Source organism: Angustibacter aerolatus (genome assembly GCF_054776675.1).
Map to the genome: position 1 here is coordinate 1 of NZ_BAAHBM010000059.1, position 21,758 is coordinate 21,758.

A 21,758-nucleotide genomic window follows, 5' to 3' on the forward strand; every position below is an offset into this window, starting at 1 on the left:
GAGGGCGACCGCGACGTGCTGATCGGCCTGTACCTGCGCGACCAGTCCGTCGCCCAGGTCGCCGACGAGCTCGGCCTTCCCCCCGGCACCGTGAAGTCCCGCTCGTTCTACGCCCTGCGCAAGCTGCGCGACCTGATGACCGCGCTGCCCGCCGCCTGAAGACCCGCATCTGGCAGGGTGTCGCCGCAGCCGGTGCCCGGGGCCCGGCGCAGGTGACCGAGGGGGACGGCGATGGCGACAGGTGTCGTGGTGCTCGTGGTGGCGCTGATCGCGCTGCTCGTCGTGGTGGTGGCCGTCGCGGCCGGCGTGGCCGCCTCGCGGGGCCGCTCGTCGCGGCCTCCGGCTCGCTCGACGGGCTCGGACCGCTCCTTCGTCCCGACCGACGGCGGCTCGTCCGGATCGTGGACCGGCTCCGACGACGGCACCCAGCAGCACCACCCGCAGCACCACCCGCACCACCCGGGTGACCCCGGCGGCTGGTCCGGCGACCCGGGCGGTCACCACGGTGGCCACGGCGGAGGCAACGGCGGCGACTCGGGCGGCGGCTGGTCCGGCGACTCGGGCGGCGGCTCGGCCGGTGACTCCGGCGGCTCGTCCGGTGGTGACTCCGGCGGTGGCGGTGGCGACTCCGGCGGTGGTGGCGGTGGCGGCGACTGACGCCCTGCCCTACGCCCCGCCCGACGCCCCGCTCGCTGCGGTGACCGCGCCACGCGACTCCAGGTCGAGCAGCAGCTCCTTGGCGGCCAGGCCGCCGGCGTAGCCGGTGAGCCGGCCGGTGCCGGCCACCACGCGGTGGCACGGCAGCACCACGCACAACGGGTTGGCGCCGAGCGCCGCCCCCACGGCCCGCGCCGCCTTCGGCCGGCCGACCGCCGCGGCGAGCGCGCCGTACGTCGTCCGCTGCCCGTAGCCCGTGCCGTCGCGCAGGGTCGTCAGCACCTGCCGCTGGAACGGCGTGAGCAGCGACAGGTCGGTGTCGACCTCCAGCCCGCGGGTGCTGCCGTCGAGGTAGGCGCCCAGCGCGGCGCGCAGCGTGTCGACCGTGCGGCCCCCGCGCAGCACCCTCGGCGAGATCGTCGCGGCCAGCCGGCGCAACCCGGTGTCGACGTCCGCGTCGGTCGCGACGAACGCCGCGGTCACCGCCGGCCCGTCGGACCGGGCAGCGAGCAGCATCCGGCCGAGCACGGTCTCCTCGACGACGTAGGCGACGTCGCCCACCAGGCGCGGCCGGCGCACGGTCGGGTCGTAGCCGCGGATGGCGAGCTCGACGGGGTCGGTGGTCATCGGGTGCCTCCCACGGCGTGGCTGGGGCGGAGCGGGTGGTCGGGTGCGCTGGCCCGGGCGGCGCGCAGCGTGGCGAGCGCGTCGCTGACCAGGCGCCGGGTGGCCGCGGGCGTGGTGCCGAGCGCGGCGGCGACGCCGGCGTGGTCGAGGTCGCCGACGTAGCGCAGCACCACCGCCGTGCGCTGGCGGTCGGGCAGCGCCCGCACCTGCTGCCACAGCCCGTCGTCGTCCGCGGGCCGGCGGTCGGGTGCCGGACGGTCCGGCAGCTCGGCCACCGGGTCGGCCCGGCGGGCTCGGGCGCGGTGGACGTCGGTGGCGCAGCGGGCGGTCACCGTCAGCAGCCACGAGCGCAGGTTGCGGGCGTCGCGCAGCCCGGGGTAGGCGGCGAGCGCCTGCGTCCAGGCCTGCTGGGCGACGTCGTCGCCGTCGTCCGGGCCGGCCAGGGCGTGCGCGAGCCGGGCGACGTCGCGCCAGTGGGCGTCGACGAGCTGCTGGAACGGTGGCAGGTGCACGGTCATGGAACGCGGCGGACCTCGGTGGTGTGAGGGTGTCGTCCGGCGATCCTGCCCGATGCGTGGCAGCCTCGTCGTCGTGCCGCTCCCGGAGGTGGTCGCCCACCGCGGTTCGAGCCACGACGTGGCCGAGCACACCCTGGGCGCCTACCTGCGCGCGATCGCCGACGGCGCCGACGCGGTCGAGTGCGACGTCCGGCTGACCGCCGACGGGCACCTGGTCTGCGTGCACGACCGGCGGGTCAACCGCACCTCCGACGGTCGCGGCGTGGTGTCGGCGCTCGAGCTGGCCACCCTCGAGGGTCTCGACTGGGCGTCGTGGAAGGCCGGTGGCGGCGCCGGCCAGCGCGAGGTGCCCGACCGCGACGCCGGGCGGCTGCTCACCCTGCGCCGGCTGCTCGACGCCGTGCGCGACTGCGGCCGGCCGGTGCAGGTGGCGATCGAGACCAAGCACCCCACCCGGTACGCCGGGCTGGTCGAGCGCGCGCTGTGCCGGGTGCTCGACGACTACGGGTGGGCGAACCCGTCGCCGTCGGCGGCCTCGCCGGTGCGGGTGATGTCCTTCAGCGCGCTGGCGCTGCAGCGCACGCGGCTGCTCGCGCCGAGGCTGCCGCTGGTCTGGCTGGTGGAGCGGCGGCTGCCGACCCGGTTCCGCGACGGCTCGCTGCCGCGCGGCGTGGGGACCCTCGGGCTCGACGTCCGGTTGCTGCACCGGTACCCCGGCCTGGCCGACCGGCTGCACGAGCACGGCCACCGGCTGCACTGCTGGACGGTGGACGACGCGGGCCGGGTGGCGGAGTGCGTGGCGGCGGGAGTCGACGCGATCATCTCGAACCGGCCGGGCCACGTCGCCGGCCTGCTGGGCCGCCCCGGTGTCCGCGAGACGCAATCTTTACCCCCGGTACCCCGATAGGGGATGCGCAGGTCGAGTCGGCGGGGTTACTGTGCTGGCATCGCACAGGGTCACTACTCGTGACGCAGGGACACGGCGCCGGGGGCCGCTCCCGTGATCTGTGCACGGGAGGTGTTCGGACGTGACCGCCGAGACGACGGGCCGCACCGCGGTGCGGATCCCCACCAGGACCAGGACGCTGCGCGTCGCGCACGTGACGGCCTCCGTGCCGCGCGCCAGGTGGGCGCTCGTGGACGACCTGCGGGCCCGCAAGGTGCCGCGGGACGTGATCGAGGAGGCCGAGATCGCGGTCGCCGAGCTGCTCACCAACTCGGTGCTGCACGCGCGCGCGCTGCCCGACGGCACCGTGCGCGTGCACTGGCAGGTCAAGGGCCCGGTCGTCGAGCTCGACGTCACCGACGGCGGTGGCGGCTCGCAGCCCAAGCCGGTGCACCAGTCGCTGCTCGCGTCGTCCGGCCGCGGCCTGCGCATCGTGCGCTCGCTCGCCCACGAGTGGGGCGTGCAGGACGAGGAGCACGGCCGCACCGTGTGGGTCTGCCTCGGCGGGCCATCGCGCCGCCGCCGTCCGTAGCGCCGTCGGCGCTGTCGGACGCAGGCAATAGGGTCTGCGGCCATGGGCAAGTCCTCACGTCGCAAGCAGGAGCAGCGCCGCACCGGGCGCCCGCGCCCGGCCACCGTCGCACCCGCGTTCGTCGCACGTCCCTTCGAGGGGCTGCCCGGCGAGGCCGACTGGGTGGCGCTGCGCGAGGTGGTGCCGGCCGCCACCGCGACCGTGCGGCTGCGGCCCGAGCACCGGCGGGCCGCCGAGGGCGACCTGCCGGCGATCGAGCAGGTGACCGTCGCGACGGTGCTGCCGCTGGCCTGGCCCGCCCTGCGCCGCGCGGACGGCGAGGTGCTGGTCGGCCTGCAGACCGGTGGCGGGTCGGGTGACGCCGCGCGCGACGTCGCCGCGGCCCTGCTCGCCGCGGTGCAGGCCGAGCCGGGCACCCCGGTCACGCTCGCCGAGCTGCCGACCGACGGCCCGCGGCTGCAGGACGTGCTCGAGCCCGAGCCGCTGCAGGTAGAGGTGCACGACGGCTTCGACTTCTGGGTCGAGGGCACCGACGAGCTCGACGACTCGACCCGCGAGTCGCTGGAGAGCGCCAACGCCGCGGTGATCCCCACCGTGCGGCTGACGTCGGTCGAGGCCGCGTACTGGTGCGTCATCGGCGACCGCGCGCACCTGCGCTGGGCGCTGCCGCACCCCGAGGACGCGCTGCTCGACGCCGTCGCCCGGCTGCACGCCGCGGGCGAGAGCGGCCTCGGCGACGACACGCGCTACATCGGGGCCTTCCGCGCGCACGGCCTGCTCGTGCCGGTGTGGGACCTGCCGCCCGACTCGACCGCCGCCGACGTCGAGGCGCCCGCCGCCGACTTCGCGAAGCGGCTCGAGCAGGCGATGGCCGTCACCGACCCGCTCACCCACGACGAGCGCCGGGCGCGGGCCGGGGTCGTCAGTCGCCAGCTCACCCTGCGCTGACGTGCTCCTGCCCGACGCCGAGGGCGCCCGCGTCGTCGTGCCGGCGCCGGGCCCCGGCCCCGGGTCGTGGAGCGGTGCCCCCAGCAGCGCGGCCGACCTCGACGGCACCGTCTGGCTCGCCCACCGCACCCGCACGCCGGCCACCCGCGGCGACGGCGTGGTGCTCGGCCGCAGCACCGACGGCGAGGTGTTCGAGACCGTCGGCCGGCTCGGCCGCGAGCGCTTCGGCGCCGCGTCGCTCGAGCGCCCCGCCCTGGTGCGGCTCGACGACGGCTGGCGGCTCTACGTCTCGTGCGCCACGCCGGGCAGCCGGCACTGGTGGGTCGACGCGCTCGACGCCCCGACCGTCGAGGCGCTCCCGGGCGCCGAGGCCGTCACGGTCTGGGCCGGCGACGACCGGACGGCGGTGAAGGACCCTGTCGTCACCCGCGACGGCGACCGCTGGACGGCGTGGGTCTGCTGCCACCCGCTCGACGAGCCGGGGCACGAGGACCGCATGCACAGCGAGCTGCACACCTCTCCCGACGGCCTCACCTGGACCGCCACCGGCACCGAGCTGCGCGGCCGGCCCGGCCGCTGGGACGCCCGCGGCGCCCGGGTCACCGCCGTCCTGCCCGACGGCACCCTGCGCTACGACGGCCGGGCCACCGCGGCCGAGAACTTCGCCGAGCGCACCGGCCTCGCCCGGCTCGGCCCCGGCGGCGCGACGGCCGACGGCGACACCCCGCTCGCCGACGTCCGCTACCTCGACGTGCTGCCGCTGCCCGACGGTCGTGTGCGCTGGTACGCCGAGGCCCCGCTCCCCGACGGCAGCCACCACCTCGTCACCGCCCTCGCCTGACCCCCGGCGCCCCTCGTGGGGCCCGGCTCGCAGGTGAGCGCGCCACGTGAAGTGGGCTCGCGCACCGTCCCACGGGTGTGCACGCCCCTCGGACGGTGCCGCAGCCGCAGGCAGCCTCGCGGTGGGACGCCGCGGCGCGGAGGGGCCTGGCGACATCGGGCCGCACGCCGCGGGTGGGCCGGACGGCGCGGGTGGGCCGCACGTCGGGGCGCCCGGACGGCGGGTCAGGCGGTGAGGGGGTCGCGGTCGACGGGGCAGCTCATGCAGCGGGGGCCGCCGCGACCGCTGCCGAGCTCGCTGCCGGCGATGGCGACGACCTCGATGCCGGCCGCCTCGAGGCGCTCGTTCGTCTCGGTGTTGCGCTCGTAGGCGACGGCCACGCGGGGGGCGAGGGCAAGGGTGTTGTTGCCGTCGTCCCACTGCTCGCGCTCGGCGGTCACCGGGTCGAGGCCGGTGTCGATGACGCGCAGCTCGGCGATGCCCATGGCGTCGGCGGCCGCGGCGAGGAACGGGCGGGCGGGCGCGACGTCGAGCTCGCCGTCGCCGCCGTCGGTGATCGCGAGGGCCTGCAGGGTGTGCGCGATGTTCGGGTACATGACCACGGCGTCGGCGTCGACCATCGTGCAGACGGTGTCGAGGTGCATGGTCGCCCGCTCCTGGGCGATCGGGACGGCGAGCACGGTGTGCGCCAGGCCCCGCTCCAGCAGCCGGCGCGAGAGCCGCTCGACCCCGGCCGGCGTCGTCCGCTCGCCGGTGCCGACGGCCACCACGCCGGGGGCGAGCAGCAGGCAGTCGCCGCCCTCGATGTGCTCGAGGCCCGGCTCGTACGCCAGCTCGGTGCCGGCGAAGCGCGGGTGGTGCCGGTAGATCGCCCGGGTCAGCGAGGTCTCGCGGTGCCGGGCCGGCATGGTGAGGCTGGCGACCGCCACCTGGTCGCCGATCCACGCCGCCGAGTCGCGGGTGAAGAGCAGGTTGGGCAGCGGGTCGATCACGAAGTCCTCGGGTGCCGACAGCGCCGCGACCACGCCCTCGTGCGGCACCGGCCGCTGGCCGTGCAGCTCGTCGTGCCGCAGCCCCGCCATCAGCACCTCGGCCAGGTCGCCGGCCGCGAGGTCGTCGAGCAGCGAGCGGGTGCGGGCGGCCAGCCGGTCACCCAGGTGCGGCCGGGCCAGCGCCGCGTCGATCGCCTCGGCGCGGGCCTCGGGCACCTCCAGCACCTCGCGCAGCAGCTGGCCCAGGTAGAGCACCTCGACACCGCGGTCGGTGAGCGCGGCGGCGAACGCGTCGTGCTCGTCCTGCGCGCGGTCGACCCAGGGGATGCCGTCGAAGAGCAGCCGGTCGTTGTTGCGCGGCGTCAGTCGTCGCAGCTCGTTGCCGGGCCGGTGCAGCACCACCGTGCGCAGCCGACCGACCTCGCTGTCCGTCCCCAGGGCCATGCGGGCGACCCTAACGCCTCGCGCGACCGTGCCCGGACCGACCGGTCGGTGTGCCCGCGGCGCCCCGAATCGGTCGAACGCCGGACAACCGGACGTCGCAGGTGCCACCCTTCGCCCGTGACGCACCGCACCCCCCGCCCCGTCCGAGCCGTCCTCGGCCTGGTCGTCGCCCTCGCCGCCGCGCTCGGGGTCGCCGCCCCGGCGCAGGCCGACGGCACCAGCGGGGCCCTCACCGTGGGCGACCGCAGCAGCGCCGCCGGCTCGGCCTGCCGCGACTACCCGGTGCCGGTGCACGTCGACGTCGCGCCGGGCGTCGAGTGGCTGCTCGTGCTGGACGGCGGCGACGAGGCGTTCGGTGCGGAGGTCGGCACGGGGACGAAGCACTTCGACGCCATGCTGTTCGTCTGCCCGGACGACCACCCGCTGGCCGGCACCTACGAGTACACCGCCGAGCTCGACAGCACCGACCCCGACGGCACCGAGCACTCCGACGGCGTCTCGGCGTCGCTGCGGCTCGTGCAGGCGACCGGACGGGTGCAGGCGAAGGTGTCGAAGCACCGGGTGAAGGCCGGCGGCTCGGTCTCCGTCTCCGGCGTGGTGTCGCGCAAGGCGTACCGCGCGACGCACTTCGCCGCCGCGCCCGACCGCACCGTGCAGGTGCAGTTCCGGCGCAGCGGCACCACGACGTACAAGACGGTCGCCACGGTCCGCGCCGACGCGAAGGGCCGGTTCACCAAGGCCGTGAAGGTGACGGCGTCCGGCCGCTGGCGGGCCCGCATCGGTGCCACCGAGGCGACCCGCGCGGCCACCAGCCCGTCCGTCCTCGTCACCGCCACCGGCAGGGTCGCGACGAAGGCGAAGCCGACGCCGAAGCGGTACGCGAACTGCGCCGCGCTCAACCGGGTCTACCCGCACGGCGTCGGTCGTTCCGGCGCCCGCGACCACACCAGCGGGACGCCGGTCACCTCGTTCACCCGCGACAGCGCGGCGTACCGGCTGAACACCGGCCGCGACCGCGACCACGACGGCATCGCCTGCGAGCGCCGCTGACGGCACGGCCGGCGCCGGGCACGCCCTAGGCTCGGGCCCGTGAGCGAGCTCGTGGCCGTGGTGGTGCCGGCGAAGGACGAGGCCGACCGCGTGGCCGCCACCGTCGAGGCGGTGCGCTCGCTGGCGGTGGTCGACCTGGTGGTCGTGGTCGACGACGGCAGCTCCGACGACACCGCGCGGGTCGCCCGCGCGGCCGGTGCCGACGTCGTCCGGCACGAGCGCAACCGGGGCAAGGGTGCGGCCATGACGACCGGGGCCGCGTACGTCGCCCGGCACGGTTCGACGGCACCGCTGCTGTTCGTCGACGCCGACCTGCAGGAGACGGCCGTCGAGACCGCGGTGCTCACCACGCCGGTGCTCGCCGGCTCGGCCGACATGACGGTCGCGGTGCTGCCCGAGCAGGTGACCAAGGGCGGCGGCCGCGGGCTGGTGGTGAACCTGGCGCGCGGTGGCATCGAGCGGGCCACCGGGTTCGTCGCCACCCAGCCGTTGTCGGGCATGCGCTGCCTGACCCGCGAGGCGTTCGACGCCGCCCAGCCGCTCGCCCACGGGTGGGGCGTCGAGGTGGGGCTCACCATCGACGTGCTGCGTGCCGGCCTGCGGGTCGCCGAGGTGCCGTGCGCGCTGCAGCACCGGGTGAGCGGCGGCGACCTGCGCTCCCAGCTGCACCGCGGCGCCCAGTACCGCGACGTGCGCCGGGCCCTGCTCGCGCGGCGGCTGCGGGCGCTCACCCGGCGCGGATGAGGCGCCTCGCGCCGACGGCGCTGCTGCTCCTGGCGCTCGGCGCGCTGCTGCTCGTGGGCACCGCCGCGCTCGGACCCTCCGCCGCCGAGCCCTCGCTCGCCGCCGGATCCGTCGGCCCCACGCCGCCCTGGACGCTCGGCCTGCACCCGTCGTCCGCGCTGGTGACGGTGCTGCTCGACGTCGGATACCTGGTCGGAGCGATCGGGGTGCTGCTCGGCTGGCTGGCCGCCCGCCGCGGCGAGGTGCTGCCTCGCTGGGCGGTGCCCGCCGGCCTCGCGGTGGCGGCGCTCGCGGTGCTCGTGCCGCCGCTGGGGTCGGCCGACCACGTGAACTACGCGGCGTACGGGCGGATCGCGGCCGGCGGCGGCGACCCGTACGTCGTCGCGCCGATCGGGTGGGCCGGTGGCCACGACCCCGTCACCAGCGCCGTCGAGGCGCCCTGGACGACGACCCCGAGCATCTACGGGCCGGTCGCCACGCTCGTGCAGCTGGTGTGCAGCCTGGTCGGCGGCGACTCGCTGCGGCTCACCGTGTGGGTGTGGCAGCTGGTGTGCCTCGCGTCGTGGGTGGCGGTCTGCCGGCTGGCGACCTCGGTGCTGAGCGGCCCGGCGCGCGAGCGGGCGGCCTGGCTGTGGCCGCTGAACCCCGTGCTGCTCGGGCTGCTCGTCGTGGGTGCGCACGTCGACCTGCTCGCCGCGGCGCTCGGCCTCGGCGCGGTGGTGCTGTGCGCTCGTCGTCCGCTGGTCGCGGGGGTGCTGCTCGGCGCCGCCGTCGGGGTCAAGCTCACCGCCGCGCTGCTCGGTCCCGCGGTGCTGTACGCGTTGTGGCGCAGCGGTTCTGGACGCTGGCGCGCGGCGGGGCTCGGGGTGCTCGGCGCCGCGCTGGTGCTCGTGCCCGCCCACCTGTGGGCCGGGCCGCACGTGCTCGACCAGCTCTCGCGGGCCCGCCGCTTCGTGTCGCTCGCCACCCCCTGGCGCCCCCTCGTCGACGCGCTCACCGGCCCCCTGCCGAACGCCACCGTGCGCACCGCCGTCGTGGTCGCGACGCCGCTCGCCGTCCTGCTCTGCGCCTGGCTCGTCGCCCGCGTGCTCACCCCTTTCCGCGCCCCAACCCGGTTTGCTCACCTCAGACCGCTTCCGGCGGCGGAGAAGCGGTCTGAGCCGCGGAAACCGGGCTGGGATGCGGAAAGGGGTGGCGCAGTGGTGGGGGACGCGGCGCTGGCGGCGGTGGTGCTGGGTGCGGCCTACGTGCTGGCCGCGCCGTACTCGCTGCCCTGGTACGACGCGCTGGCCTGGGCGCCGCTGCTGCTGGTGGCCGCCACGCCGCTCGACCTGCTGCTGCTGGTGCGGCTGGTCGCGTACGCCGTCGCCTACGTGCCCGGTCGGGTCGAGGGGGTGAGCCAGGGGGTCACCGACGTGACGCTCGGCTACCGTCGCGGCGTGACGCCGTGGATCGGACTGGCCGTGCTGCTGGGGCTCGTGGTGCTCGGACGTCGGCGTGCCGGCACCGATGAGTCCGCGACGTCGGGCAGGTCGTAGCCGGCATGCCACGACTGCGTGTGATGTCCGTGACCGTCTCGCTCGACGGGTTCATGGCCGGGCCCGACCAGAGCCTCGAGCACCCGATGGGGGTGAATGGCCACAGCACCTTCGGCTGGGCGTTCGGCACCACCTGGTTCGGGGCCGAGCAGCCGGGCGACCCGGTCGACGAGCGCTGGGCCGCGCAGGGGTGGCAGGGGTTCGGCGCGACGATCATGGGCCGCAACATGTTCGGGCCGGTGCGCGGGCCGTGGGGCGACTCCGACTGGCGCGGCTGGTGGGGTGACGAGCCGCCGTACCACCACCCGGTGTTCGTGCTGACCCACCACGCGCACGACCCGATCGAGATGCAGGGCGGCACCACGTTCCACTTCGTCACCGACGGCATCGAGTCGGCGCTGGCCCAGGCGATGGACGCCGCCGGCGGGCTCGACGTGCGGCTGGGCGGCGGCGCGTCGGCGATCCGGCAGTACCTGCGGGCCGGGCTGGTCGACGACGCGCACCTCGCGATCGCCCCGGTGCTGCTGGGCCGCGGTGAGCGGTTGCTCGACTTCGCGGACGGGCTGCCGGGCTACTCCTGCACCGAGCTCGAGTCGTCGGCGCGGGCCGCCCACGTGCGCCTGTCGCGCTCGGCGGACACCGCCGGGGGCTGACGCTCGTCGAGGGCGCGCATCGACGTCGCGATGAGCAGCGGCCCGGCGAGGGTGGCGCCGATCGCCGGGATGACCGTGCCGGAGTCGTTCACGGCGAACCCGATCGCGAGCAGCAGCAGCAGGCAGGTCGTGCCGTGCCGCAGCGTCGGGCTGTCGTCGTAGGCGCGCTGCAGCGCCCGCGCGCCCCAGCTCGACGGCCGCATCAGCACCAGCGCGACGAACACCGCGGCGAACGGGATGAGCAGCGAGAGCGGGCTGCTCACCAGGATCGACAGGTTCTGCCCGGCCTTGCGCCCGATCACCTGCAGCGCACCGCCGTCGGCGACGGTCTGCACGAACCGCCCGAGGTGCGTGCGATCCTCGGCCGGGCGCAGCCAGTCGGCGACCGACACGGCGGCCAGCACGACGACGGTGCCGACGCCGATCAGCAGCAGCCGCCGCCACGACAGCCGCAGCCCGAGCACGAGCAGCGTCAGCACGGCGAACGCGGGCAGCATCGCCAGCGGGCCGCCGAAGTCGCTGCCCCAACGCGGTGCGACGTCGAGCGCGGTGCCCACCACGCCGATCCCGGCCACCGCTGCGGCGGCCGCGACCCGGCGTCCGCGGCGCACCAGCGCGTCGGCCACCACGACGGCGACGAGCAGCACGGCCGTCGCGAAGAGGGCGAAGGCGACGTTCGAGAAGCCGTAGAACCGGCCGGCCACCACGGGCTGCAGGCCCATCAGGCTGGCGGTCTGCAGCCGCGAGCCGGTCACGATGTCGGCGGCCAGCACCACGGCGGTCACGGCCGACACCGCCCCGAGCGGCCCGAGCGGCAGCCGGCGCCACGGCCCGAGGGTCACCACGGCCACGATCACCACGACGTACGCCGCCACGGCCGCGACCACCTCGGCCAGCGGGTGCGCCGAGCGCCACCACGGCCAGGTGTTCGCGAGGTACGTCGCGACCGGCACGCTGGCGAACACCACGGCCAACCGCCCCACCCAGCGCAGCACCCGCGAGCGCGCCGACCCCTCCGCCCAGCGGCGCCGCAGCACCACCGCGGCGACGCCGTACAGCAGCAGCTGCGCGGCGACGATGCCGGTGAAGAACGGCCCGACGAGCGGCTGCACGCGCTGGGCGGCGAGGTCGAGGTCGAGCACCTTGCGCAGCCGGTCGTCGACCGTGGAGGGTGCGGCCCCGGACGCCGAGCTCAGCGGCCGCAGCCCCGAGCCGACGAGCGCCGAGGGGCCTGGCACGCCGAGCAGGTCGAGCACCGTCGGCGTCAGGTCGGTGGCCTGCACCAGCGCGGTCTGCCGGGTCGAGCCGGTGCGCACCCACCCTGCCGGGAAGCCCGGGCCGGTGGCTGCGAGCAGCTGCAGGTGCGGCGTCCGACCGCTGTCGGCGAGCGACACGACGAGCACGCGGGCGTCCGCAGGCAGCCCGGCGACCGCCGCGTCGTGCGCCGCGTCGGCCGCCGCGACCAGCGCGGCCCGGTCGCCGGGCACCGTGGCCACGCCCTGCTCGGCGTCGCCGCGCGGTGCGTCGGCCGGGTCGCGCACCGAGCCGACGTCGACCACGGTCAGGGGGCAGCTGCCGAGCGTCGCCGGCACCTGCGCGACGGCGTCGGCGGGCAGGTACGACCCCACCGTGCCGTCCGAGCGGGCGAGCGCGACGGCGGCGCCGGGCCCGACCGCGGTGCCGCACGTGCCCGCGGCGGCCAGGGTGTCGCCGAGCAGGCCGGGCTGCGCCGAGAACTTCTCCGCCGTCGCCGCCGCCACGTACCGGTTCCAGTCCTGCACGACGCCGGCGCCGCCGCCCGACTCGCCCGACTCGCCCGACACCGCGGGCAGCGCCCGGCACACCTGGTTGCCGGCGACGACGGCGCGCGGGTCCTTCGCGTCACCGGCCCGGCGTCCGGCCGACAGCGCCAGCCACCCCTCCACCGGGCAGGTCGCGGTGCGCACGCTGCGGACGGCGACGTCGGCCAGCGCACCGGTCTGCGCGAGCCGCTGCAGGGTGGGCGTCGACGGCCCGACGTCCGACCAGCGGACGCCGGTCACCCCGACGACCACGACGGGCTGCGGGCTCGCGGCGGACGCCGGGGGAGCGACCAGCAGCGCGAGCAGCCCGGCGACCAGCGCGCCCAGCGCGACGCGGACGGCTGTCCCGCGGCGCGGGCCGAAGCCGTGGCCCGGGGCCGGGCGAGCGGTCGCGGCAGGGGTTCTGCCCGCGCGGTGGGACGGCGGTGCCGACTCGGGCAGGTGGGCTCGGTGCGGCACCCGCACAGCCTATTGGCGGGGTCGTGGAGACTACGGGCGTGACGAGCGTGCGCGCGGTGCAGACCCGGCCGGTGGCCAGGGTGCTGCCGCGCGCGCCGCACCCGGCCGTGCAGGTGCTGCTCGTGGTGGCCGTGCTGGCGCTCGCCGAGCTGCCGGTGGCCTGGCACTACCTGATCACCTGGCCGCAGGACCAGTGGCAGGTCGACGTCGAGGTCTACCGCGAGGCGGCCCGCTCGATCGTGTGGGGCCGGCCGGTCTACGAGCAGATGACCGAGCCGCCGCAGCTGCTGCCGTTCACCTACCCGCCGTTCGCCGCGGTGGTCGCGCTGCCGCTCGCGGCGATCCCGTTCGGCGTCGTCGGCTGGCTGTGGACGGCGCTGCAGGTGGCGGCGACGTACCTCACCGTGGTGGTCGCGTTCCGGCCGCTGCTCGAGCGAGCCGGGGCCTGGCGCTGGGTGGCCGCGGCGCTGCTGAGCGCGCCGGTGCTCTGGATGCTGCCGGTGGCCGACGGCGTCCGGTTCGGGCAGGTGAACGCGTTCGTGGTGCTGCTCTGCGTCGCCGACCTCGGGGTGCGCCGTGCGCGCTGGGCGCGCGGCACGCTGATCGGCCTGGCGACGGCGATCAAGCTGACGCCCGGGGTGTTCCTGCTGCACCTGGCCTGGTCGCGGCGCTGGCGCGAGCTGCGAGCGGTCGCGGTCGCGGCGGTCGCGGCGACGGCCGGCACGTTCGTGCTGCTGCCGCAGGACTCGCTGGCGTTCTGGGGAGGCGCGCTCACCGACCCCACCCGGCTCGGCCCGAACGCCGGCACCTCGAACCAGTCGATCCGCGGCGTGCTGCTGCGCCTCGGGCCCGACGGCACGGCCGGCACCGCGCTGTGGCTGGTCTGCGTGCTGCTGGTCGGCGCGCTGGGGTTCACGGTCGCCCGCCGGTTCGCCGACCGCGGCGAGCGGATGGGCGAGGTCGCGGCGATGGGGCTGATGGCCGTGCTGCTGTCGCCCGTCGCGTGGATCCACCACTACGCCTGGATGACGGTCGTGGTCGCCGCGCTGGTCGCCGACGGGCGCTCGCGGCGGCGGACGGCGATGGCCGGCGTCGTGCTCGCCTGGTTCCTGTGCCGCTTCCCCTGGTGGGGCGTGACGTGGATCCAGGACCGGCTCGGCCCGGTGTGGGTCGGCCGGCTGCTGCAGAACGCCTACCTGCTCGGGGCGCTGGTGGCCCTCGGACTGCTCTGGCAGGTCACACGGGAAGGTCGAGCCCCGCGGCCTGCAACCCGGTGAGCACGGCCAGCAGCAGGCAGATCCCGCCGCCCACCCGCTGCACGGTCGACAGCCGCACCTTCTTCATCAGCGCCCGGCCGAGCGCACAGCCGAGCGCCGACACCAGCAGCAGCCCCACGATCGCGCCGACGAACACCGACACCGGGTCCTTGGTGCGGACGACGAGCCCCGCCGTCAGCAGCTGCGACAGGTCGCCCCACTCGGCGAGGAACAGCACCACGAAGCTCGCGCCGACCGCGTGCCAGCCGGTCTGCCCCTCGCGCAGCTTCGCGGTGAACGTCGCCTCGGACTCGCGCTCGTGCTCCTCGGCCTGCCCGGCGCTGCGCAGCAGCAGCACCCCGCCGACGACGAACAGCAGCGCGGCGACCAGCGTCACCGGCCGGTGCGGCAGCCGGGCGAGCAGGCCGCCCGCCGTGACCGCCACGACGGTCTGCACGAGGAACGCCAGCCCGGTGCCCACCCACACCAGCGCCGGGCGGTAGCGGGTCGCCAGCACGAGCGTCGCGACGAAGGTCTTGTCCGGCAGCTCGACGGGCACGATGAGCACGAGCGCGGTGAGCGCGACGGCCAGGTTCACGGTGGTTCCGGTTCTCGGCACGACCTCGGGTCGTGAGGCGACCCCGGCACGCGCCGTGGTCAGCGGTCACGAAGACCGTTGGTCAGCGGCAGTGCCGAAGGTCTCGCCCACCCGGTCGTGACCGGGCCCCGCCGACCGGGCCGCGAGGCCAGCATGTCGATCGACGTGTTGGGGGCTACTCCCCTCCGAACGCGGACGAGTCTACCCGAGCCGGACGACGTCCGGTGTGCCGGCGGAGGTCCACGTGGCTGCGGCGCCGTCCCAGGGGTGTGCACGCCCAGGGGACGGTGCCGCAGCCGACTTCACGTGGCGCGCGCACGGGGGCGCCGGGACCGACGGCGACGCTGCAATAGGCTCGCGCCGTGCCCACGATCGAGCCGGATGTCGTCGCGCTCGTCGCGGTCGGCGGCGCGGCGCTCGCCCTCGTGGCGCTGCTCGTGGCGGTGGGCGCCCAGCTGCGGCTGACCCGCGCGCGGCGGGCCCTGCGGGTGCTGCGCGGGCACGCCGGGGAGGGCGACGTGCTCGAGGTCACCACCCGGCAGACCGCCGAGTCGGTGCTGCTGCGCGAGCAGGTCGAGCAGCTGCGCGGCGAGCTCGAGCGGGCGCGCGGCGACCTGGCGGCGAGCCTGCGGCACGTGTCCGTCGTCCGGTACGACGCGTTCGGCGACATGGGCGGCCGGATGTCGTTCTCCGCGGCGCTGCTCGACGACGCGGGCGACGGGCTGGTGCTCACCGCGATCCACGGCCGCGGCGAGGCGCGCACCTACGCCAAGGGCGTGCTGAAGGGGTCGAGCGAGCAGGCGCTGTCGCCCGAGGAGCAGCGGGCGGTCGACGCCGCGCTGCCCACGGCCCGGGGGGGACGCCGGTGACCACCGGGTACCTCGGCCCGCGCGGCACGTTCTGCCAGGCCGCGCTGCTGCGCACCCTCGACGACCCGGCCGCCGACGTCCGGCCGATGCCGAGCGTCGACGCCGCGCTGAGCGCCGTGCGCTCCGGCGAGCTCGACGCCGCGATGGTGCCGATCGAGAACTCCGTCGAGGGCGGCGTGCCGGCCACGATGGACGCGCTGGGCAGCGGGTCGCCGCTGCAGGTGGTCGCCGAGGCGCTGCTGCCGGTGACGTTCGTGCTGGCCGCCCGCCCCGGCACGGCGCTCGCCGACGTCCGCCGCGTCGGGTCGCACCCGCACGGCTGGGCGCAGTGCCGCGGCTGGGTCGCCGCGCACCTGCCCGGCGCGGCGTACGTGCCCGCGGTGTCGACGGCGGCGGCCGCCGAGGCGCTGAGCCTGCCGGGCGAGCCGCCGCACGACGCCGCGCTGTGCGCGCCGATCGCCGCGGAGACGTTCGGGCTCGACGTGCTCGCCCGCGACGTCGGCGACACCGCCGGCGCGGTCACCCGGTTCCTGCTGGTCACCCGGCCCGGTCCCCCGCCGGCCCGCACCGGCGCCGACCGCACGAGCGTCGTGGTGTTCCAGGCCGACGACCACCCCGGCGGGCTGCTCGAGCTGCTGGAGCAGTTCGCCACCCGCGGCATCAACCTGACCCGCATCGAGTCGCGGCCCACCGGCGACGCGCTCGGCCGCTACTGCTTCTCGATCGACGCCGACGGCCACGTCGACGACGCCCGCATGGGCGAGGCGCTCACCGGGCTCCACCGCACGTGCACCGAGGTGCGGTTCCTCGGCTCGTACCCCCGCGCCGACGCGGCCGCGGGCGAGGTGCCGGCGAGCACGAGCGACGCCGCCTACGCCGACGCCGCCGCCTGGCTGCGCGACGTGCGCGGCCGCTGAGCGTCGTCGGCGAAGGGTTCGGCACGCAACCGTCGCATGCGGTTGACTGTCACCGCACCGTCGTCGCCGTTCGAACCGTCCGGAGGTCCACATGAGGGCCACGCAGCCCAGCCCGCCGGGTGAGCCACCCGTGCGGGTGCGGCTGCTCGGTGCGGTCGAGGTGGTCGGGGTCGACGGGCGGAGCGTGCCGGCCGGCCCGCCGCTGCAGCAGGCGGTGCTCGCCTGCCTGGCGGGCGAGCCGGGGCGGGTCTGGTCGTCGGCGCAGCTGGTCGACGCCGTGTGGGGCGAGCAGCCGCCCGCGCGGCCCGAGGCGTCGCTGAGCACCTACGTCTGGGGGCTGCGGCGCCTGCTCGGCGCCGACGCGATCGTCCGCACGTCGACCGGTGGGTACGTGCTGCAGGTGGACGGACCCGGCAGCGACGTCGTCGCGGCGCGCGACGCCGGGCAGGAGGCGTCGCGCCTGGTGTCGACCGGCGAGCCCGAGCGGGCGGCCGAGGTGCTCGCCGCAGCGCTCGGCGCCTGGCGGGCCGAGGCGCTGCTCACCGTGCCGGGCCCGGGCGCCGACCTGCAGCGCACCGGGCTGCACGCGCTGCGGGTGTCGCTGTCGGAGCAGCTGGCCGGTCTGCTGCTCGCCCTGCAGCGGCCCGAGGACGCCGCGGCCGCCGTGCAGGACGTCGTGCACGCCGACCCGCTGCAGGAGCGGGCCGGCGAGCTGCTGGTGACCGCGCTGGCCTCGGCCGGACGGCGCAGCCAGGCGCTCGCCGAGCTGCAGCGCATCCGGACCGCCCTGCGCGACGACCTGGGGATCGACCTCGGACCGGGGCTGCGCCGGCTGGCGACCCGGCTGGTGGCCGCCGGCGCCGGACCGGTCGCGCCGGCGACGCCGTCCGTCGTGCCGCGCCAGCTGCCCCCGGCGTCGGAGGTGTTCGTCGGACGCGCCGAGGAGCTGCGGCAGATCGAGGCGCGGCTCGGCGAGGCGTCGGGGCAGCAGGGGGCGCTCGTGGTGGTCCGCGGGTCCGGCGGGCTCGGCAAGAGCGCGCTCGCCGTGCGGGCCGGCCACCGGCTCGCCGAGCGCTTCCCCGACGGCCAGCTGCGCGTCGCCTTCCGCGCCTTCGACCACAGCGCACGCACCCGCACGGCCGGCGACGTGGTCCCCGGGCTGCTCAGCAGCCTCGGCGTGCCGGCCGACGAGCAGCCCTCCGGCGTCGACGACCGGTCCGCGCTGCTGCGCTCGCTGCTGGCCGAGCGGCGCGTGCTGATCGTGCTCGACGACGTGCCGGACGCCGACTCGGTGCGGGCCCTGCGCCCGGCGTCGCCCGGCAGCGCGACGCTCGTCACGACCCGACGGGTGCTGAGCGGTCTGGTCGCGCTCGACGGCGCCCGCGAGCTCGTGCTGGAGCCCTTCGAGGAGGGCGAGGGGCTCGAGCTGCTGCGTCGGGTGCTCGACCGGGACGACGGTGCCGAGGGCGCGGTGGCCGCGGACGGGGAGGCGGCGGCGCAGCTGGTGGAGCTGTGCGGCGGGTGGCCGCTGGCCCTGCGCATCGCCGCCGCACAGGTGCTCGCCCCGCACCGGCCGTCCCTGAGCGAGGTGGTCCGCCAGCTGCGTGACGAGCGCACCCGGCTGGCTCACCTGGCGATCCCCGACGACCCGCTCGTCGACGTCCGCGCGGTGCTGGGCTGGTCGGTGCGCGCCCTGGGCGCGGACGCCGGGCGGGCCCACCGCCTGCTCGGGCTGCTGCCGGTCGACTGCGCCACGGCCCAGGTGGTGGCCGCAGCCCTCGACGTCGGGCAGGACCGGGCCGCCGACGTGCTGGACGAGCTGGCCAGCCACCACCTCGCGGCACCCGTGCACGACCTGGTGCACCTGCACGCGGCCGAGCTCGCGGTCGACCTGCCGGACGCCGACCGGCGGGCCGCGCTCTGCCGGGTGCTCGACCTCTACGTGGCCGTCGCGGCCGACACGGTCCACCTCATCTACCCGAGCATGCGAGCGCCCGACGCCGAGGCGGGGCCGAGCACGGCAGCGGTCGCCGACGCCACGGGCGCGGCGCGGTGGCTCGACGAGCACGACGACCTGCTGCAGCGGCTGGTGGCGCTCGCGGCGGACCTCGACCACCCGGCGGCCCACGCGCTGCCGGCCGCGCTGCGCCGCCACCTCTACCAGCCGTCGGTCGCCCGGGCCTGGGAGCAGAGCCTGCTGCTGGCCGAGCAGTCGGCCCGGCGTCACGGCGACCGGCTGGCCGAGTCGCTGGTGCTGCCGCTGCTGGCGTCGGTGGCGCGGCAGGAGCGGCGGCACGACGACGCCGTCGAGCTGCTGCGGCACGCCGCCCGGCTGCGGTACGGCGACCGCTGGTACCTCGAGCGCGGCCTGATCGGCGGCGCGCTGTTCGAGGGCGGCCGCTACCGCGAGGCGGTGGCGGAGCTGACCGCGGCGATCGAGCACCCCGAGACGACGGACGTGCTCCGGGTCGACTACACGCTGCACCTGGGACTGGCGAGCACGGCCCTCGGCGAGACCGAGGCGGCTGCGGCGGCCGCGGAGCGCATGCTGCCGCTGCTCGACCGGGTCGAACCGGACCTGGCACCGCGCTGGCGGGTCGAGGGGCGATGGGGCCTCGGCTCGCTGCTGCGCGTCGTCGGCCGGCCCGAGCAGGCGCGCACTCACCTGGTGGCCGCGCTCGCCGGGAGCCGCCGCTTCGGCTTCGACGACGCGACCGGGGAGACCAGCACCGAGCTGGCGGTGGTGGAGCACCAGCTGGGCGACGACGACGCCGCCGAGCGACACCTGCAGCAGGCCGTGCTCGTCGCGCCGTCCTTCCTCGCGGCCGCCCGGTCCAACCTCGCCCAGCGCGCCGTCCTGTACGAGGGCTTCGGGCCGGTCCTCGACGAGATCGGCCGACGCGCCGGCCAGGGCAGCTGAGCCGCGCGCCTACCCGCTCGCCGCCGACGCGGCCGCCGTCAGCTCGTGCAGGCGCAGCCCGTGCATCCGCAGCAACCGGTGCCCGTCGGCGTCCACGGCCTCGTCGAGCCCGGTCAGCCGGTCGTGCCGCAGCACCACCGGCCCGGGGTGCCGGGCGGCCACGGTCGCGTCGTCCCCGCTGACGTGCACGTCGACCCGCTCGATCGCCGCGGGCACGCCGGCCGCGGCGTCCGCACCGGACGGCGCGAGCAGCCTGGTGCGGATCATCGCGTCGAGCAGCACGACGGGCAGCGGCGCGCCGGCGACCGCCTCGCCGGGTGGCGGTGCCCACACCGCCGTCGCGCCGCCGGGGCCGACGGCGGTCTCGCGGGTGGCGAGGAACGGCCCGCCCAGCCGCACCGGGCTGGCGGCGGCCTGCGTCGGGTCGTCGGCGGGCGCGCCCTCCGGGAGCACGACGGCGCCCCGGACGACGGGTGTCGACGCGCCGAGCTCGACCACGCACTCGAAGAGCGGCCGGTCGGCTCGCAGCAGCCGGCCGCGCGGGTCGACCACGTCGCTGCTGACCCGCACCCGCACCCGCGGGCCGCCCGCGGCGCCCTCGACGGGCTCCTCCAGCAGCGCGTGCACCGTGTGCGGGTGCCGGCCGGGGGCCACGAAGGCGGTCAGCCGCAGGTCGTGGAGCGCCACGACCGCGGCCTCCGGCAGCAGCCGCTGCGCCGCCTCCGCGGCGAGCGCGGCGAGCGCCGCGCCGGGCACCGTGGGCCGGCCGGCCACCCGGTGGTGCGTGAGCCAGGGCAGCGCCTGCGTCGAGACGTCGAGCGTCCAGGTGCACGTGGTGGCGCTCTGCTGCCGGGGCACGCCCAGCAGCCAGCGCCGGCCCGGTTCGGCCGGGGCCACGAACCCCGGGAACCGCTGCGAGAACGTGCCGATCTCGCGCGGGTGCAGGTAGCTGACCACCGGTGCGTGCGGCGGCCCGGCGAGCAGCTCGCGCACGAAGTGCGCCACCCCCTCGGCCGGGTCGAGCGAGGTCATGATCGCGTTCTCGGCGTTGTTGGCCTGCACCAGCTCCGAACCGCCCATGCCGATGTCCGACCAGATGGGCCACGCGAACGTGAGCTCGCGCCGGCCGAGCGCCGCCGTGCCGTACGTCGCCGCGCCGTGCAGGACGTCGTTGCCGGGTGCGTAGTCGCACTCGCCGTTCAGCCCCACCAGCCCGGCCACCGAGCCGAAGCTGGCGAACAGCACCGGCTCGGGGTCGCTGAAGGCGGCCCGCAGGTGGTGGTACCCGCGCAGCTTGACGTCGCGGATGCGCCGCAGCCCGTCCAGCGTCAGCCGCGAGATGTCGCCGCCGTCGTGCAGCCCGGCGCCGTGCAGCACCAGGTCGATCTGCGCCGACGTCGCCCGCACCTCGTCCGCCACCGCCTGCACGGCGGCCGCGTCGGTCAGGTCGCAGGTGCGGTAGCGCACCGCGCCGGGGCCGCAGACGGCGCGCAGCTCCTGCAGCGTCTGCTGCGACTCGCGTGCAGCCAGCAGCCGGTCGAACCGGCGACCGAGCTCGCGCAGCCCGGCGCCGGGGTCGAGCGTCCGCTGCTCGCGCAGCCAGGCCACCCGCAGCGCGGGCAGCTGCCCGTCGTCCGCCTGCAGCAGCTCGTCCGGGACGTCGGTGAGCCGGCTGCTGCCGAGCAGCCAGACCGTGATCGGGGTGCGCCGGGCCAGCCCGCGCACGCAGGCGGCGGTGATGCCGCGGGCACCGCCGGTGGCGACCACGACGGCCCCGGCCCGCAGCGGCTGCAGGGGGACGTCGTCGACCGGGGCCGGCGTCATCCGCACCCGCAGCCGCCGGTCGCCCTGGTGCACGGTCACCGGGTCGCCCGCGTCGTGGGCGACCTCGCGCTCGACGACGTCCCAGCCGTCGGCGCGGTCGGTGACGACGCACGCCAGCCGGGCCGGTGGCAGGTCCCACTTCAGGCTCTTCACGATGCCGGTGAACAGCCCGCCGTGCGGGTGCGGCACCCCGGCGCGCAGCTCGTCGTCGAGCCAGACGCCGAGCGAGCCGCCGGCCTCGAGCGCGTCGCGCGACCGCTTGGCGGCGGCGAACAGCGCCTCGTGGGCGATCAGCAGCGCCACGCTCGGCGGGTCGGGCCAGCTGCCGCCCCGCAGGTCGGCCAGCACGCGGACGTGCGCGAACACGGCGTCGGCCGGCAGGTCGGCCAGCTGCTCCTCGACGGGGCGGTGGTCGTCGAGGTGCACGACCGTCGCGCCGGCGGCGACCACGTCCGCGGGCACGCGCTCGGCCAGACCGGCCTGCGCCACGACCAGCCAGCCCGGGCCGGGCTCGACCCGAGCGCCGCGGGACGCCGGTGCCGGGTCGGCCACCAGGCCGCTGACGTGCCGGGTGCTCGCCGGCGGCGCCTCGCGACCGGACGCCGGGTGCACCGTGACCACCG

The 21,758-nt window shown here is 77.0% G+C and carries 20 protein-coding genes; 14 read left to right on the forward strand and 6 right to left on the reverse strand.

The features are described from left to right. Positions 1–15 precede the first annotated feature (15 nt). Both ACYVI6_RS13235 and ACYVI6_RS13240 read left to right on the forward strand, forming a co-directional pair. Positions 16–159 carry a sigma factor-like helix-turn-helix DNA-binding protein gene (locus tag ACYVI6_RS13235; protein WP_460446841.1) on the forward strand — a complete coding sequence of 48 codons (144 nt, stop codon included), beginning with the start codon at positions 16–18 and terminating at the stop codon, positions 157–159. Between the two features lie 72 nt (positions 160–231). Continuing rightward, positions 232–657: a hypothetical protein gene (locus tag ACYVI6_RS13240; protein ID WP_460446822.1), complete on the forward strand. Its 426-nt coding sequence runs from the start codon at positions 232–234 to the stop codon at positions 655–657. A 9-nt stretch (positions 658–666) separates the two neighbouring features. Here ACYVI6_RS13240 and ACYVI6_RS13245 read toward each other — a convergent pair whose 3' ends face one another. Together ACYVI6_RS13245 and ACYVI6_RS13250 are read right to left on the reverse strand one after the other, a co-directional pair. Beyond that, the gene (locus ACYVI6_RS13245; protein ID WP_460446823.1) at positions 667–1,284 is read right to left on the reverse strand and encodes a methylated-DNA--[protein]-cysteine S-methyltransferase; all 618 of its coding nucleotides are present in this window, start codon (positions 1,282–1,284) and stop codon (positions 667–669) included. Next, the gene (locus ACYVI6_RS13250) at positions 1,281–1,802 is read right to left on the reverse strand and encodes an RNA polymerase sigma factor (RefSeq protein WP_460446824.1); all 522 of its coding nucleotides are present in this window, start codon (positions 1,800–1,802) and stop codon (positions 1,281–1,283) included. Before ACYVI6_RS13250 ends, ACYVI6_RS13245 begins: the two co-directional genes overlap by 4 nt. Positions 1,803–1,875: 73 nt before the next feature. On the opposite strand from ACYVI6_RS13250, the gene ACYVI6_RS13255 reads away from it, so the two are divergent. The 4 genes from ACYVI6_RS13255 (at position 1,876) to ACYVI6_RS13270 (ending at position 5,069) form a co-directional block, all read left to right on the forward strand. Beyond that, positions 1,876–2,709 carry a glycerophosphodiester phosphodiesterase gene (locus ACYVI6_RS13255; RefSeq protein ID WP_460446825.1) on the forward strand — a complete coding sequence of 278 codons (834 nt, stop codon included), beginning with the start codon at positions 1,876–1,878 and terminating at the stop codon, positions 2,707–2,709. A gap of 121 nt (positions 2,710–2,830) precedes the next feature. Beyond that, on the forward strand, positions 2,831–3,280 hold the full coding sequence (locus ACYVI6_RS13260; RefSeq protein WP_460446826.1) for an ATP-binding protein: 450 nt from the start codon (positions 2,831–2,833) through the stop codon (positions 3,278–3,280). A 42-nt stretch (positions 3,281–3,322) separates the two neighbouring features. Then, a complete protein-coding gene (locus tag ACYVI6_RS13265; protein WP_460446827.1) occupies positions 3,323–4,228 on the forward strand; it encodes a DUF5926 family protein in 906 nt (301 codons plus the stop codon). 1 nt (position 4,229) lies between these two features. Then, positions 4,230–5,069, forward strand: coding sequence for a hypothetical protein (locus tag ACYVI6_RS13270; RefSeq protein ID WP_460446828.1), 840 nt, complete (start codon positions 4,230–4,232; stop codon positions 5,067–5,069). A 224-nt stretch (positions 5,070–5,293) separates the two neighbouring features. On the opposite strand, the gene ACYVI6_RS13275 is transcribed toward ACYVI6_RS13270, so the two are convergent. Further along, positions 5,294–6,505, reverse strand: a complete 1,212-nt coding sequence (locus tag ACYVI6_RS13275) for an arginine deiminase (RefSeq protein WP_460446829.1) — start codon at positions 6,503–6,505, stop codon at positions 5,294–5,296. Positions 6,506–6,622: 117 nt separating this feature from the next. Between ACYVI6_RS13275 and ACYVI6_RS13280 the strand changes: the two genes are divergently transcribed. The 4 genes from ACYVI6_RS13280 to ACYVI6_RS13295 are packed head-to-tail and all read left to right on the forward strand — an operon-like array spanning position 6,623 to position 10,490. After that, positions 6,623–7,555, forward strand: a complete 933-nt coding sequence (locus ACYVI6_RS13280) for an excalibur calcium-binding domain-containing protein (RefSeq protein ID WP_460446830.1) — start codon at positions 6,623–6,625, stop codon at positions 7,553–7,555. A gap of 39 nt (positions 7,556–7,594) precedes the next feature. Then, positions 7,595–8,299 (forward strand): glycosyltransferase family 2 protein, encoded by a 705-nt coding sequence (locus tag ACYVI6_RS13285; RefSeq protein ID WP_460446831.1) that lies wholly within the window; start codon positions 7,595–7,597, stop codon positions 8,297–8,299. Continuing rightward, a complete protein-coding gene (locus ACYVI6_RS13290; protein ID WP_460446832.1) occupies positions 8,296–9,837 on the forward strand; it encodes a glycosyltransferase 87 family protein in 1,542 nt (513 codons plus the stop codon). The genes ACYVI6_RS13285 and ACYVI6_RS13290 overlap by 4 nt, the downstream gene beginning before the upstream one ends. Before the next feature lie 5 nt (positions 9,838–9,842). After that, the gene (locus ACYVI6_RS13295; RefSeq protein ID WP_460446833.1) at positions 9,843–10,490 is read left to right on the forward strand and encodes a dihydrofolate reductase family protein; all 648 of its coding nucleotides are present in this window, start codon (positions 9,843–9,845) and stop codon (positions 10,488–10,490) included. Here ACYVI6_RS13295 and ACYVI6_RS13300 read toward each other — a convergent pair. Further along, positions 10,409–12,751 carry a hypothetical protein gene (locus ACYVI6_RS13300; protein WP_460446834.1) on the reverse strand — a complete coding sequence of 781 codons (2,343 nt, stop codon included), beginning with the start codon at positions 12,749–12,751 and terminating at the stop codon, positions 10,409–10,411. The genes ACYVI6_RS13295 and ACYVI6_RS13300 overlap by 82 nt on opposite strands. A gap of 38 nt (positions 12,752–12,789) precedes the next feature. Here ACYVI6_RS13300 and ACYVI6_RS13305 point away from each other — a divergent pair, with 38 nt between their 5' ends. Next, the gene (locus ACYVI6_RS13305; RefSeq protein ID WP_460446835.1) at positions 12,790–14,028 is read left to right on the forward strand and encodes a glycosyltransferase 87 family protein; all 1,239 of its coding nucleotides are present in this window, start codon (positions 12,790–12,792) and stop codon (positions 14,026–14,028) included. On the opposite strand, the gene ACYVI6_RS13310 is transcribed toward ACYVI6_RS13305, so the two are convergent. Next, complete coding sequence (locus ACYVI6_RS13310) at positions 13,988–14,626, reverse strand: TMEM165/GDT1 family protein (protein ID WP_460446836.1); 639 nt, start codon at positions 14,624–14,626, stop codon at positions 13,988–13,990. The genes ACYVI6_RS13305 and ACYVI6_RS13310 overlap by 41 nt on opposite strands. 341 nt (positions 14,627–14,967) lie before the next feature. Here ACYVI6_RS13310 and ACYVI6_RS13315 point away from each other — a divergent pair, with 341 nt between their 5' ends. The 3 genes from ACYVI6_RS13315 (at position 14,968) to ACYVI6_RS13325 (ending at position 19,311) form a co-directional block, all read left to right on the forward strand. Continuing rightward, positions 14,968–15,474 (forward strand): DUF4446 family protein, encoded by a 507-nt coding sequence (locus ACYVI6_RS13315; protein WP_460446837.1) that lies wholly within the window; start codon positions 14,968–14,970, stop codon positions 15,472–15,474. Then, positions 15,471–16,391 (forward strand): prephenate dehydratase, encoded by a 921-nt coding sequence (pheA, locus tag ACYVI6_RS13320; protein WP_460446838.1) that lies wholly within the window; start codon positions 15,471–15,473, stop codon positions 16,389–16,391. Before ACYVI6_RS13315 ends, pheA begins: the two co-directional genes overlap by 4 nt. 91 nt (positions 16,392–16,482) lie before the next feature. After that, positions 16,483–19,311: an AfsR/SARP family transcriptional regulator gene (locus ACYVI6_RS13325; RefSeq protein ID WP_460446839.1), complete on the forward strand. Its 2,829-nt coding sequence runs from the start codon at positions 16,483–16,485 to the stop codon at positions 19,309–19,311. A 9-nt stretch (positions 19,312–19,320) separates the two neighbouring features. Here ACYVI6_RS13325 and ACYVI6_RS13330 read toward each other — a convergent pair. After that, positions 19,321–21,758, reverse strand: a 2,438-nt coding sequence (locus tag ACYVI6_RS13330) for an SDR family NAD(P)-dependent oxidoreductase (RefSeq protein WP_460446840.1), incomplete at its 5' end; no start/stop codon positions are given.

Excerpts from the sequence above, each read along its gene's own strand:
- ACYVI6_RS13240 (WP_460446822.1), top strand. The coding sequence starts at position 232 with ATGGCGACAGGTGTCGTGGTGCTCGTGGTGGCGCTGATCGCGCTGCTC.
- ACYVI6_RS13245 (WP_460446823.1), bottom strand. The coding sequence starts at position 1,284 with ATGACCACCGACCCCGTCGAGCTCGCCATCCGCGGCTACGACCCGACC.
- ACYVI6_RS13250 (WP_460446824.1), bottom strand. The coding sequence starts at position 1,802 with ATGACCGTGCACCTGCCACCGTTCCAGCAGCTCGTCGACGCCCACTGG.
- ACYVI6_RS13265 (WP_460446827.1), top strand. The coding sequence starts at position 3,323 with ATGGGCAAGTCCTCACGTCGCAAGCAGGAGCAGCGCCGCACCGGGCGC.
- ACYVI6_RS13275 (WP_460446829.1), bottom strand. The coding sequence starts at position 6,505 with ATGGCCCTGGGGACGGACAGCGAGGTCGGTCGGCTGCGCACGGTGGTG.
- ACYVI6_RS13290 (WP_460446832.1), top strand. The coding sequence starts at position 8,296 with ATGAGGCGCCTCGCGCCGACGGCGCTGCTGCTCCTGGCGCTCGGCGCG.
- ACYVI6_RS13295 (WP_460446833.1), top strand. The coding sequence starts at position 9,843 with ATGCCACGACTGCGTGTGATGTCCGTGACCGTCTCGCTCGACGGGTTC.
- ACYVI6_RS13325 (WP_460446839.1), top strand. The coding sequence starts at position 16,483 with ATGAGGGCCACGCAGCCCAGCCCGCCGGGTGAGCCACCCGTGCGGGTG.